The organism is Clostridium sp. KNHs214 (genome assembly GCF_000744935.1).
In the GTDB taxonomy this organism is placed as follows: Bacteria; Bacillota; Clostridia; order Clostridiales; family Clostridiaceae; genus Haloimpatiens.
In genome coordinates this window covers 946,083-960,035 of record NZ_JQMW01000011.1, presented here as the reverse complement: position 1 = coordinate 960,035, position 13,953 = coordinate 946,083, and the positions used below count along the sequence as shown (strand labels likewise).

At 30.9% G+C, this 13,953-nt stretch carries 13 protein-coding genes and 1 other annotated feature; of the genes, 7 read left to right on the top strand and 6 right to left on the bottom strand.

The genetic code is table 11. The annotated features are described in order from the left end of the window. Nucleotides 1–188 precede the first annotated feature (188 nt). The 3 genes from CC89_RS13095 to CC89_RS13085 all read left to right on the top strand — a co-directional run bounded on the left by CC89_RS13095 (nt 189) and on the right by CC89_RS13085 (nt 1,925). A complete protein-coding gene (locus CC89_RS13095) occupies nt 189–572 on the top strand; it encodes a hypothetical protein (protein ID WP_035292817.1) in 384 nt (127 codons plus the stop codon). 47 nt (nt 573–619) lie between these two features. Continuing rightward, complete coding sequence (locus tag CC89_RS13090; RefSeq protein WP_035292815.1) at nt 620–1,177, top strand: hypothetical protein; 558 nt, start codon at nt 620–622, stop codon at nt 1,175–1,177. A gap of 466 nt (nt 1,178–1,643) precedes the next feature. Then, complete coding sequence (locus CC89_RS13085) at nt 1,644–1,925, top strand: DUF503 domain-containing protein (RefSeq protein WP_035292813.1); 282 nt, start codon at nt 1,644–1,646, stop codon at nt 1,923–1,925. 110 nt (nt 1,926–2,035) lie between these two features. On the opposite strand, the gene CC89_RS13080 is transcribed toward CC89_RS13085, so the two are convergent. Then, nucleotides 2,036–3,409, bottom strand: coding sequence for an aldehyde dehydrogenase (locus CC89_RS13080; RefSeq protein ID WP_035292811.1), 1,374 nt, complete (start codon nt 3,407–3,409; stop codon nt 2,036–2,038). Between the two features lie 667 nt (nt 3,410–4,076). Further along, nucleotides 4,077–4,331: a binding site (T-box leader), on the top strand. 104 nt (nt 4,332–4,435) lie between these two features. Between CC89_RS13080 and asnS the strand changes: the two genes are divergently transcribed. The 4 genes from asnS (at nt 4,436) to CC89_RS13060 (ending at nt 8,324) form a co-directional block, all read left to right on the top strand. Beyond that, a complete protein-coding gene (gene asnS, locus CC89_RS13075) occupies nt 4,436–5,827 on the top strand; it encodes an asparagine--tRNA ligase (RefSeq protein ID WP_035292809.1) in 1,392 nt (463 codons plus the stop codon). Between the two features lie 206 nt (nt 5,828–6,033). Further along, on the top strand, nt 6,034–7,293 hold the full coding sequence (locus CC89_RS13070; protein WP_035292807.1) for a double-cubane-cluster-containing anaerobic reductase: 1,260 nt from the start codon (nt 6,034–6,036) through the stop codon (nt 7,291–7,293). Nucleotides 7,294–7,303: 10 nt separating this feature from the next. Further along, nucleotides 7,304–7,555: a putative Se/S carrier protein gene (locus CC89_RS13065; protein ID WP_035292805.1), complete on the top strand. Its 252-nt coding sequence runs from the start codon at nt 7,304–7,306 to the stop codon at nt 7,553–7,555. Between the two features lie 13 nt (nt 7,556–7,568). After that, nucleotides 7,569–8,324: an acyl-CoA dehydratase activase gene (locus tag CC89_RS13060; protein ID WP_035292803.1), complete on the top strand. Its 756-nt coding sequence runs from the start codon at nt 7,569–7,571 to the stop codon at nt 8,322–8,324. 230 nt (nt 8,325–8,554) lie between these two features. Here CC89_RS13060 and CC89_RS13055 read toward each other — a convergent pair whose 3' ends face one another. From CC89_RS13055 to CC89_RS13035, 5 genes are all read right to left on the bottom strand, one after another. Next, complete coding sequence (locus CC89_RS13055; RefSeq protein WP_035292802.1) at nt 8,555–9,373, bottom strand: metal ABC transporter permease; 819 nt, start codon at nt 9,371–9,373, stop codon at nt 8,555–8,557. A 17-nt stretch (nt 9,374–9,390) separates the two neighbouring features. Continuing rightward, nucleotides 9,391–10,095 carry a metal ABC transporter ATP-binding protein gene (locus CC89_RS13050; RefSeq protein WP_051931765.1) on the bottom strand — a complete coding sequence of 235 codons (705 nt, stop codon included), beginning with the start codon at nt 10,093–10,095 and terminating at the stop codon, nt 9,391–9,393. Between the two features lie 13 nt (nt 10,096–10,108). Next, the gene (locus CC89_RS13045; RefSeq protein WP_035292800.1) at nt 10,109–10,993 is read right to left on the bottom strand and encodes a metal ABC transporter solute-binding protein, Zn/Mn family; all 885 of its coding nucleotides are present in this window, start codon (nt 10,991–10,993) and stop codon (nt 10,109–10,111) included. A 362-nt stretch (nt 10,994–11,355) separates the two neighbouring features. Continuing rightward, the gene (gene tnpA / locus CC89_RS13040) at nt 11,356–11,811 is read right to left on the bottom strand and encodes an IS200/IS605 family transposase (protein ID WP_035292798.1); all 456 of its coding nucleotides are present in this window, start codon (nt 11,809–11,811) and stop codon (nt 11,356–11,358) included. A gap of 186 nt (nt 11,812–11,997) precedes the next feature. After that, entirely contained in the window at nt 11,998–13,893 is a 1,896-nt protein-coding gene (locus CC89_RS13035) for a type I glutamate--ammonia ligase (RefSeq protein ID WP_081897053.1), read from the bottom strand. Between the last annotated feature and the right edge of the window lie 60 nt (nt 13,894–13,953).

Here is a 13,953-nt window from a genome sequence, read left to right as displayed (position 1 = left end):
CACAAGGGATTTTATGCTTTTTTGTATAAAAGGCATTTGATAAGAGAACTTGTATTTTGAGAGAATTTAATAGGAGATTTCATAATTTACTGAATAATAAGAATGTTTTGGGAATTATATTGAAGTATTATGTATGAATGGTATAATATTGATAATATATGTTGGGAAATATATTAGGGGGGTTGGATTTGAAAAATTTTATAAAAAAAGTAATTGTATTTAGTTTATGTTTTTTATGTTTATCTGGTACAGTTAAAGCTATTACAATCTCAAATTTACCAGAGGAGTGTGTAATAGCAATTTGTCCTGAATATGGTACACACGAGGCTCATGCTAAAGCAGTAGTTCAAGCATTTTATAATGATAAATATTTAGGACCATGGACTCTTTATCAGTGTAGTTGTGGTGAAGTTTTTGTTTGTGATGGGAGAACTACTTGGAATACTGGGGCATATGTAGGTAATTATTCAACTAATTTTGAATATGATTATGTAGATAGTTATAGTGTTATTAATTTAAAAAGTTATTATTATCTTCCATGGATACCAGATGGATGGAGCTTTTTTCCATAATAGATATCAATAAGATTTAAAAAGTTTGCAGTAAATAGGGGGTATCTATGTTGAAAAAAATATTTTTAATTTGTGTTGTGGTTATCATAATGTTTCTAGCCGCTGGTTGCTCTAGTTCAAAGGAAGCTAAATTAACAAAAGAATTTTTACAAAAGTACTATACAGTTAGTGAAACTGATTATGAAAAGTATAAAGAAATAATATTAAGTGGGGATAAATTAGATGTTCAAAAATCAGAAAAAGATATTGGTTTAGATTATGAAAAAGTAAAAAAAATTTACCAGGATGAGAATGAAAAATTTAAACCCTATTTAAGTGAAGAAGCATATGGGGATTTTATGAAAATGAGGGAAGCTGTAGGTAGAATCGATAAAGCTTATAAAGGCAAATATTATATTGAGGTTGATAAGATACAAATAGATAAAAAAGATAAAGTTGAAGTAAATAATGAAGAGTGTATAAAATTTTCTTATACAATGAAGTATTCTAAGAAATATATAGATAAGAATACTGTTGAAAATTTGCAGGTAAAAGGTAGTATATTGCTTGAAATGTTAGGTGAACAGTGGAAAATTAGTGAGTATAATAAATTTGCACCAGTTTAAAAAATATTTATAGTTTTTTATGTTTTAAGATATATTTTGTGTAAATTATAAAATTTAAAAGACACCTAGAGCAAGTCGTGAACAGCTCTCTGTCAAGTAGAAAAGAGGGTGTTTATTGGTATGCTTTAGGTGTTCTTTTAGGTTATTTTAATATTAAACGGTTATAATTATAATAAATGAAAAATATTTTATATTAAGAAGTATGATTATTCCACAAAAATCATTACATTAATTGAATTATGAAATTTCTCTGGAATGACTTTCATAAGAAGCGAAGGAACTGTTTAAATTTATTGTTCCGAGCTGTTATGCAAGTCATGGAGGAGAAATTTCATAATTCCATCGCACTGTACCTTTTTCTGGGTTAATCAGAAGTATAAAAAATATTTAAAATTACAACAAAAATTAAACAGGTATGCAAGGCATAGCAGAAGGGAGGGACTGCTACAAGAAGTAGCGTAAAATTATGATTATAGGAACAGCTAAAATATATTTATATGCTAATTGGGTTCATTCCTTAAAGGAGAAGAGAATGATAGTTAAGAGTTTAATTGCAAAAGTTCACAATAAATATAATGTTTCCATTGCGGAGGTTGAAAATCAAGATTACCATAAATCAATAGTATTAGGCATTGCTTGTGTAAGTAACGATACTAGACATGCTAATAGCATGGTTCAGAATGTTTTAGGTTTTATAGAAGGTAATACGGACGCTATAGTGGAGAGAACCGAAATAGAGATACTATAGTATAGGAATATTTTATGAAGAGATAATAATGCCCAATCCTTTAATATGTTTCAATTAAAGATTGGGCATTATTATCTTGCCATTAGCATTAGACTCTAGAAATAGTTTTATTATAAAAACTTCAAAAGTTTTTTTATTTTATCCAAGGTTATGTTGTAAGGTGGATATACTTTTGTATCAATGGATACGCTGCTTTTTAAAACGCTCTTATTATGAGAGAAGGTATCAAAAGAAGCCCTTCCGTGATAACTACCCATGCCACTTTCACCAACACCTCCAAAAGGTAAATAATTAGTGGTCATATGGATTAAAGTATCGTTTATACACACGCCACCAGAAGAGGTGCTTTTTACTATTTCGTCTTGTACTTCTTTAGAAGATGAGAAGATATATAGGGCTAATGGTTTGGGCTTATCATTTATGATATTTATGGCATCCTTTAGAGTTTCATATTCTATTATAGGTAATATAGGACCAAAGATTTCCTCATCCATTACAGGAGCATCTAAGGATACGTTATTCAAAACAGTAGGAGATATAAATCTTTCCTTTTCGTCTACATAACCACCTACTACTACATCTTGTCCACTAATTAAATTTTTCAATCTATTGAAGTGTTTATCATTTATTATTCTTCCAAAGTTAGGACTGCTTTTAGCATCTTGACCATAAAACTGAACCAGTGTATTTTTAATTTCCTCTATTAGAACATTTTTAATATCCTCTTGTACTAACACATAGTCTGGTGATACACAGGTTTGTCCAGCATTAGAGAATTTACCAAAGCATATGCCTTTAGCAGCATTTTTTATATCTGCATCATTATGAATTATACAAGGACTTTTACCACCTAGCTCTAGGGTAACAGGAGTTAAATTTTTCGATGCAGCCTCCATTACAACTCGTCCTATATTAGGTGAACCGGTAAAGAAAATATAGTCAAATTTTTCCTCTAGAACTCTAGAGGACATGCCTTTTGAATTTTCCACCACATAAACATGTCTATCTTCAAAAGCTTCACTTACTATTTTTTTTATGGTATTAGAAGTATTAGGAGACATGCTGGAGGTTTTTACAATACAGCAGTTTCCTGCAGCTATGCTCCCTATAAGGGGATTTATAGCTAATTGGAAAGGATAATTCCAAGGGGAAATAACTAGAGTTAATCCTAAGGGTTCAGGGACAATATAACTTCTACTTCCCACATAGGCTAGAGGAGTTCGCACCCTTTTAGCCCTAGAAAAGCTCCTTATGCTTTTTATCATATAGGTTATTTCTGCTAAAGATATACCTATTTCTGTCATGTATGATTCTATTTCATTTTTATTTAAATCTTTTTTTAAAGCATCTAATATAAGTGTCTCATTATTTTCTATAGAGTTTTTTAAATGTTCTAAGGCATTTATTCTAAAATCTATATTTTTAGTAATCCCTAAATTAAAGAATTCCCTTTGTTCCTTAATTATTCTAGAAAGTGTGTCCATATATAATACCCCCCGTATTATGGATTTACATCCAATTTACCATATGCATTTATGATACAATTAACATTATAACATGTAAAACCATAAATTGTAAAACTATCATTAATTATATATTTATGATTAACCCACAATAAGTATTACATTGCTTGAATTATGAAATTTCTCTGGAATGAGTTGCATAAGAAGCGAAGGAACTATTTAAATTTAATTTTAGAAATTCTTCTTTTAGACAGATAAAATTATCGTAAGCCTGGCAAGGACGCCAGGCTAGCGAACCTGAGGCAGGACGCTGAATGTGAGCGTTAGATAATTTTATATGGCTAAAAGATTAGAATTTCTTAAATTAAATTTATTGTTCCAAGCTCTTATGCAACTCATGGAGGAGAAATTTCATAATTCCATTACATTCTACCTTATTGTGGGTTAATCATATTTATAGTATAACTCCACTACAAAAGGGTATAATGTGGTGGAGTTATAAAGTTTTATAATTAAAGTAATTTAATATACTTTATGGGATAATTACATTATAAATTAACTAGAATTTTATTATGAGCGTATTGACTTTTATAAGTAAAAAAAGTATAATTGTAAATCAATAGGCAAATATATAAATAGTAAGAAACAAATTATATGTTTTTGAATATGCTATAAGTAAATTTATAGTAATAAGACTGTGAAGAGAAGAGTAGGTATAAGAAAGGTTTTAAAGCGAGTCGGTGAAGGTGTAAGACCGATAAATCTCTTATATTGAAGAACATCTTGGAGTTTCTAACCGAAATCTAAAGGAAAGTAGACTTAGAGGGAGCCCAACCCTTATAATGGGAGAGTATAAGAAGCATTAGTTGCTTTCGTACTTTATTGAGGTGGCCTTTTTAGGCAAACTGGGTGGTACCGCGAAATATAGCCTTTCGTCCCAATATGGGATGAAAGGCTTTTTTGACGTTATTTTTATTGCACAATAACTGAAATATAAAATTAATAAGTGTATTGATTATACACAAGATTTGAAAAGGAGGAAATGAAATGAAAGACACACTAATTAAGAGTCTTTACAGAGAAACACAGCAGTATATCGGTAAAGAAGTAAAATTATCAGGTTGGGTGAGAACAGTAAGAGCATCGAAAGCTTTTGGGTTTATAGAAGTTAATGATGGAAGCTTTTTTAAGAATGTACAAATAGTGTTTGATGAAGCATTAGAAAACTTTAATGAATTAGGTAAATTACCTATAAGCGCTTCTATAGAAGTAATGGGAACAGTAGTTGAAACACCAGGAGCAAAGCAGCCTTTTGAAATAAAAGCTTCTAAGGTAATTAAAATAGGAAACTCTTCAACGGATTATCCTCTACAAAAGAAAAGACATACTTTTGAATACTTGAGAAGTATAGCTCACTTAAGACCAAGAAGTAACGCTTTTTCAGCAGTATTTAGAGTACGTTCTATAGCGGCCTATGCTGTTCATAAGTTTTTCCAGGAGCAAGGTTTTGTATATGTACACACTCCAATAATAACTGGTAGTGATTGCGAAGGAGCAGGAGAAATGTTTAGAGTTACTACTTTAGACATGGAGAATCTTCCAAAGGATGAAAAAGGTAAGGTAGATTATTCACAGGATTTCTTTGGAAAATCTGCTAACCTTACTGTAAGTGGTCAGTTAGAGGGAGAGATATATGCTTTAGCATTTAGAAATATATATACTTTTGGCCCAACATTTAGAGCTGAAAATTCAAACACTGGAAGACACGCTTCAGAATTTTGGATGATAGAGCCAGAAATAGCTTTTGCAGATCTTGAAGATGACATGGATTTAGCTGAAGAAATGGTTAAATATATAATAAAGTATGTAATGGAAAATGCTCCAGAGGAAATAGAATTCTTCAATAGCTTTATAGATAAAGGACTAAAGGATAGATTAAACAATGTTTTAAATTCTGATTTTGCAAGAATATCTTATACTGAAGCTGTAGAATTATTGAAAAAAGCAGATGTAGAGTTTAAGTATCCAGTAGAATGGGGATGTGATCTTCAAACAGAGCATGAGAGATATATAACAGAGAAAATATACAATAAGCCAGTATTTGTAACTGACTATCCAAAGGATATAAAGGCATTCTACATGAGAATTAATGATGACAACAAAACTGTTGCAGCTACAGATCTTCTAGTACCAGGTGTGGGGGAAATAATAGGAGCAAGCCAAAGAGAAGAAAGGCTTGATGTTTTAGAGGCTAGAATTGCAGAGCTTGGACTAGAGAAGGAAGATTACTGGTGGTATTTAGAGCTTAGAAAATATGGAGAAACTAAGCACGCTGGCTTTGGTTTAGGATTTGAGAGAATGATAATGTATCTAACAGGTATGAGCAATATAAGAGATGTTATACCATTCCCAAGAACTCCAGGTAGTGCAGAGTTCTAAAATATGTGCATGAAAATAATTTAATAAAGTTATAACTTAAAAACTTCGTTCTTGCTTTTGCAGGAATGAAGTTTTTATATTTATCGGATTTTAACTGATATTTACAAAATCAATAGTTGTCTAAAGTTCTATTGAAAAATCAAAATCTATATGGGAATAGTTTGTGTTACTATTTAGGTGAATGATGAGTAAAGGAGTTGAATTTTATGGCAGACTATAAGGAAATGTGGAAAAAGTTAAATATTGATTTAGAAAAGCATGATCAATTGTGTGAGGTTTTACCAGAATTATATGGGTCAGTTTATTTACAACAAGAGGATAGACCAGAAGGAATGAACTATTTTAATTATGTTGTTTCAGAGGTTCATGGCGCTAGAATTCAGGAATTAGAGGATCACAAGAAAAAAGGCGGGAAGGTTATAGGAACATTTTGTGTTTTTGTACCAGATGAAGTAATATTGGCTACGGGTGCTTTAGGAGTAGGACTTTGTGCAGGATCTCAATTTTGGATAGAGGATGGAGAAAAGGTACTTCCTAAAAACCTATGTCCTTTAATTAAAGCCTTTACAGGAGCAAAAGTTGGGGCTACATGTCCATATTTTCAATCCTGTGATATGTTAGTTGGAGAAACTACATGTGATGGAAAGAAGAAAGCTTGGGAATTATTGAATGAATACACTCCTGTGCATGTAATGGACTTACCACAAATGAAGCGAGAAAAAGATTACAATATGTGGAAAGACGAAATAAGAATATTTATAGATAAAATGGAAGAGCTAACTGGAAATAAAGTTACTGTAGAGAATTTAAAAGAAGCTATAAAATTAGCTAATAAAAAGAGAAGAGCTCTAAAGAGATTATATGACTTAAGAAAACATAAACCATCTCCAATAAGCGGACTTGATTGTCTTTTAATATCTCAAATTGCTTTTTATGATGATGTAAACAGATTTGTAGACAATGTAAACAAGTTATGTGATGAGTTAGAAGATAGAATAAAGAACGGACAAGCTAAGGAAAAGAAGAGACTTATGATAACAGGAACTCCTATGGCTCTTCCAAATTGGAAAATACACAGCATAATAGAAACTTTAGGTGCTGAAATAGTAGTAGAAGAAACTTGTACTGGTACAAGATATTTTGAAAATGAAGTTTGTGAAGATGGAGAAACTTTAGATGATCTAATAGATAATTTAGCTAGAAGATATCTAAATATCAATTGTGCTTGTTTCACACCAAATAGTGGAAGAATAGATGATATATTAAGATATTCAAAAGAATATGATGTAGATGGAGTTATTGACTACAATTTATCCTTCTGTCATACATATGCTGTGGAAGACAAGAGCATTAGAGATATGCTAAAAGAAAAAAATATACCAGTTATGCATATAGAAACAGATTATTCTACAGAGGATTCAGGACAAATTAAGACAAGGGTAGAAGCATTCTTAGAAATGATTTAAGGTGATTTTAATGGAAAAAGAGAATCATTATATACTTTTTAAAAATCATACTGAAGGTATGAAATTAGAAGAACTTTTAAGAGAAAATAATATAAAATATGTGATTTCACCAACACCTAGAGAGTTATCTACTTGCTGCGGTATATCTGTAGTTTATAAAAAAGAAGATGAAGAAAAAATAAAAGGAATAGTAGAAAAAAATAGTATAGATGTAATGGGGTTTTATACTTTAAAGAAGAAATACACTAATTTTTATGCTTAAAGGATGATGAAACATGTACTATGTAGGAATAGATATGGGTTCCACAGCTACAAAGGTAGTAGCTTTTGAGGACGATGGACTGAAAATTAAATTTTCTGTGCCAGCAGGGTGGAACAGCGTAGAAACCTCTGAAGACATAAAGAATAGATTAGAGCAACAGGGGATAAATAAGGAAAATTCTAAAATAGTTGCCACTGGATATGGAAGAATTTCAGTGCCTTATGCCCATAAAACTATTACGGAAATAACCTGTCATGGAAAAGGTGCTCACTATTTATATAAGAATGATTGTACAGTAATAGATGTAGGTGGGCAGGATACGAAAGTAATAACTGTTGAAAATGGAATGGTTACGGATTTTTTAATGAATGATAAATGTTCTGCAGGTACAGGAAGATTTTTGGAGATAATGGCTAATAAATTAGGAGTAGACTTAGAAACTCTATGTAAGCTTTCTAAAGAAGGAAGTGGAGTAACTATAAGTTCTATGTGTACTGTCTTTGCAGAATCAGAAGTTATAAGCTTAGTAGCTAAGGGAAAGAAAAGAGAAGATATAGCTTATGCTATAGTGGATTCCATAGTAAGTAAAGTAAAGTCATTGTGCTATAAACATTCTTCTTCAGAAAATTACTTCTTTACTGGAGGACTTAGTGGAAATGAGGATTTCATAGATAAGCTTTCAGAGAAGTTACAGAAAAAAGTAGAAACACATCCCTTAGCAAAATATGCTGGGGCCATAGGTGCAGCATTAGGTGCTAGAAAACTTTAGAGACGAGGGATTGGTAAGGGGTTAGAGTGCTAGTGTACACAGGAAGCAAGAGATTAGAGTGCTAGTGTACACAGGAAGCAAGAGATTAGAGTGCTAGGAGCCAAAAAATTAGTTTGCTAGTGTGCCAGAGTGCTAGTGTGCTAGGGAAGGATAATTTTCCTTCGCCATGCTGCGGAAAATTTTTATTTATAAGTTTTAGTGGGCAGGAAAAGCGAAGCTTTTCCTGCCCACTATTTTATTATTTTTTTGCGTAATGATTTAATAAGCAGTATCAATAAATAAGTACATACTGTAAGCATTATAATTGATGCTCCAGAAGGAATGTGAAATTCATATGAAATGCCAAGACCTAAAATACATAAAAACATGCCTATGAAAATAGAAGAAATCATTATGTTTTTTAAGTTAAGGGAGAACTCCTTAGCTATAGCTGGAGGTACAGTTAAAAGAGCTATTACAAGTATAATTCCAACCACTCGTATTAAAACAACTATAGTACAAGCTATTAAAATGAATAATATATATTCTAAAAAAACAGTATTAACTCTTAATGTTGAACAATATTCTTCATCAAACAAATAAGCTTTAAATAAGTTGAAAAAGGAAGTGATTATAAATAATATTATTAAATCTATAATAAACATTAGTTTAAGATCAAAAGATGATACCGTCAATATATCTCCAAATAGGTAAGAAGACATATCTGGAGGATACGATGGCATAAAGGATATAAATAGGATTCCTAAAGCCATACCCATAGACCAAAACATCCCTATTATAGTATCTGAATTAGTGGAGGTTTTTCTCTTTATAGAGGTTATACCTAAGGAGGAGATAACTGAAAATACAAGTGCTCCAATTAGTGGTTCTATTTTAAGAAAGTATCCAAGGCCAACTCCACCAAAAGCTGTATGAGCTATACCGCCACTCATCATTACTAATTTTTTTTCCACAATTATAGTTCCAATTATGCCACAGGCTATACTAGCTAAAATAGCAGCTATAAAGGCATGTTGCAAAAATGTATATTTGAATAGTGCGTTAATCACCAAACCACCCCTTTTGATTAAGCATTTCCATAAATTTTTTCCACGAGTTTTTCATATTTAGGAGTTTTATCTTTAAAGTAAAGCGTTTTGTTTAAGCATGCCACTGAATCTACATAGGAAGAAATAAATTCTAAATCATGACTAACTATTAGAATTGTTCTATCTTTGTTTAAATCTTTAAGTAAAGAATATATTTGTGCTTTAGAACTAGCATCTAAGCTAGCAGTGGGCTCATCCATAAGCAAAATTTCAGGATTACTTATAAGAGCTCTAGCAATTAAAACTCTTTGTAATTGTCCACCAGAAAGCATCCCTATTTGCCTATCCTTAAATTCATCTATCTTTAAAAATTTTAAAATTTTCATGGTTTCCTCTCTATCTTTTGAAGAATATTTGAGAAAAAACTTTTTTTTTCTATTTAAAGCTCCAGATAAAACTACGTCCATTACATTTATGGGAAATTTTTTATCAAACTTCGAAAACTGTGGAACATATCCAATAGAACAGGAAGTTTTGTTAATTGAATTTTTTAGTATTTTAATAGAGCCTTCAGATGGTTTAATAAGTCCTAAAATACTTTTTAAAAGTGTGCTTTTTCCACCACCATTAGGTCCTAAAATACCTATAAAATCTCCCCTTTTGATATTTAAATTTATATGGTCTAAAGCACAAAGACTATCGTAGTAAACAGTTAAGTCCTCTATTTCTATTATATTTTCCATGTTATAGCCCTTTCTATTTCATTGAATTAGCTATTTTTTTAGCCATATCTTTTATATTGTTTGCATAATCGGCAGATAAAGGAGATAATTTTTCAGCTTTACCGTTTATAGATTCTGCGAAAGCTTTGGATTGTTTACTATCTACTTCTTCTTCATAAAAAATAGTATTTATACTTTCTTTTTTAGCTAGGTCAATTAAATTTTGCATATCCTTAGGAGAAGCTTCTTTGCCTTCCTTTTCAAGAGCAGTCATATTTAAATTATAGTCTTCTGCAAAATAACCAAAAGCAGGATGATATACAATGAATGTTTTATTTTTATTATTTTTAAAAGTATCTTTAATGTCTTTATCTAAATTCGCTAATTCATCCATGTATTTCTTTGCATTGGTTTCGTATAGAGTTTTGTTTTTAGGGTCTAGAGAAGAGAGTTCAGAACTGATTGTAGATATCATAACTTTTACTCTCTTAGGAGATAACCATATGTGTGGATCATAACCTTCTTCTCCAAACTTTTTTGGAGGGTAGGTTTTAGCCACCACATCAAAAAGTGGTACTATTTTTAAATCCTTATTTATGGATTTAGCCTTTGGAAGTATGCTGGCAGTTTCGCTAGGAACCCCTATGGTAAAATAAGTTTTAGCGTTGCTAAAAGCTTCTAAGGTTTCAGTGCTAGGCTCGCTGTTTTCAGGACTTTTCCCAGGGGGGATTAAAGTTACCACATTTACTAAATCTCCAGCTACAGCTTTTACAAAGGTTTCTTCAGGAACTATGGAAACAGCCACAGTTAATTTATTATTATTTAAATTTATATTTTTGGATGAATTCTTTTTGGAACAACCAGTAAATGATAATATAAAAATTCCCAAGACACAAAGGGATAATAATTTTTTATTCATACAATCGCCTCCTAAATGCTAATCATTTGCATTTACATTTTATATTTTTGAACAGTATTTGTCAATATGCATTACTTATACAAAATACATCTGTTATTCTAACCATATACTAAAAGTCTAAACCTATTGTATATGAGTAAGGTACATTCTAAAATTTAAATTAAAAACTATATTTATATTTCCTTTATTCATATAATAGAGCTTGAAATTTATGTGCCAAAGTCGAGCTAGGAAGCAATAAGATTTCTGAAAATAAATATCCACCAGCTTAGCTGGTGGTTTTTCTTAAGCCCTATAAGGGCATTTTACCAGCATTGTGCCTTAAGGCACGTGTAAAAGTATCGCCAGCCGCAATTTAACTGTTACTTGCCACCCTTAAAAGGGTCCATATATTCTTTAATACTTATTTGATCGGCGATCATATCTTCATTTTGTTGATTTTTTATATACTCTTCTATCGCCTTTTTATTTTTTCCTACTGTATCCACATAATAACCTCTACACCAAAAATGTCTGTTTCCATACCTATATTTTAAATTTGCAAATTTCTCAAATATCATTAAACTACTTTTTCCTTTTAAAAACCCTACAAATCCTGATACACTCATTTTTGGGGGTATTGATACAAGCATATGTATATGATCCTTACATGCATTGGCTTCTATTATTTCTACTCCTTTCCATTCACATAACGTTCTCAATATTTTTCCTATTTCTTTTTTCTTTTCTCCATATATTTCTTTCCTTCTATATTTAGGTGCAAATACTATATGATATTTACATCTCCACTTAGTATGTGCTAAACTATTATTGTCCATTTTGGGCAATACCTCCTTTGATTTTAGATTGGCTGACGAAACCATTTCTATTTTATCAAAGTGAGGTATTTTTTTTCAACGCTTAAGCTTTTCTGAACACACCTGCATAGCAGGTGGTTTTATTTATAGACAAAAAAGAAAAAACCCAATCCTAAATATTTAGAACTGGGTTTTTTATATTTGAATTTAAATGTCTAATAAATTCTTTTCATATGTACAATATAATTTTCTAAGCTCCTGCATTTTATTATCTAGTTCTAATTGAAGTTTAGAAATAAGAGCTAAATCTTCTTTAGTAGTAGCTTCTTTTATTTGAGTAAATAGGCTCTTTCTGTCGTAAGTATCTTTCATTATATATTTTCTTAAATCATTTATTCTTATCCAATATGAAAGGTCTAAATCTAGAGCTAAATCATCTAAATGCAATTTTTTATAGCCTCTAACTTCTCTCATATAGTTATTTATGATTCTATGATTTATTTCCATTAACCATCTTTTAGTTGAAGTAGCTTTAAATCCGTTTATTAATGTATTAGTAAATACATTTCCTTCCTTTAACACAAATACTTTATTGTTACAATTATCTAGGAACGTAAGATTTTCATATACAGTTTCAGGAGCTTTTCCAAAAAATTTATTTCTATCTTCGTCTGAATACTTGTGGAACACATCATCTTCACTTCTATACATTCTATATTTTTCTAAATAGTCTGCTTCTTCACCATAATTCTTAGATAACTCCTTTAATAGGTCATCTTCAGTTTTATCTTTTTTAAATGCGTAATTTATGCCATCTAGCATAGCCATACACATAGAAGCTATACATAAATAAGTATTGGTATGCGGATTAGGTGATCTTAATTCAAATCTAGTGGAAAAAGGATTATTCAGATCTCTAATAAGTGCTAATAGTATTGTTCTATTTCTAGACGGTACTTCTACTTTATGACCTAAAGAAGTAACTATACAAACAGGAGCTTCAAAACCTGGTTTTAATCTCTTAAGAGAGTTATATGTAGGAGAAACAAAAGGGCTTATTACTTCATAATTTTTTAAAATTCCCATTATAGAAGCATATCCTATAGTACTTAAAAAGTGATCTCTAGTTGCAGTAAATAAATTTATAGTTTTTCCAGATTTACATTTTAAAGTTATACTTATATGAGTATGTTTTCCACTTCCAGCTACTGAATCGATAGGTTTGGCTAAAAAAGTAACATCAAGTCCATTTAATCTAAAAGTCTCTCTTACTATATTTTTAACAATGATTTCATTGTCTGAGGTTTGAATGGCATCAGAATACTTCCAGTCTATTTCCAGTTGTTCCATTATGTGTGTAAAGTTTCCGGATTCACCCATTTTAGCTTTTACTCCGCCTACCTCTTTATGGCCCATTTCAGGTTCAAAACCGTAATCCTCCATAAGCATTAAGCACTGCTCTAATGAAGTTCTTACAGAACCTTTAGTTTTAGTCCAATATTGCTCTTGAAGTACTTGTGATGTGGATAGTTCTTCTACATGGGCTTCATCGTTAGGAGTTTGTACCCAAAATTCTAACTCTGTAGCTGAAGTAACTGAAAGATCTTCAATGTCTTCAAATTTTATATTATAAGGAATTAAAAATTTAGGATTTTCTTTAAACATATTTAAAAGGGAAGTTTTAAAAAATTGGATAGCATTTTTTAGAATGGAGCGAGAATCTACAGCTTTGTTATCATGATATAAAAAACAAGGTATCCTAAGTGTTCCAATAGGACGATCACTTTTAGGGTCTAAATGTTCAGGGTTGTAGTCCACAAACCAAGTACAGTTTGTATCTGCAATCATATCTATTTTTGCATTATTTATAGTAGCGACACCTGGCAATGCTACTGAAGAACCGTCAGTTTGGATAGCACCTTTTAAAAATCCCTCAATATCTTTTAAAAACAAAGATATTGGAATTTTTTCATCTGTGTCATTTCCCGCCAAATCAATACCTACAAAAGAAACGAACTTTACTTGAGGATTAGAAGAGAGTATTTCTTTTAGAGATTCAGGAGAATGGTCTTCTTTTGAAATTGTATACAATAAATCATTCATAATTATCCCTCCATGAAAAAATAATATGCCAAAAATTCTACATTAAAGGTGTTTTAATGT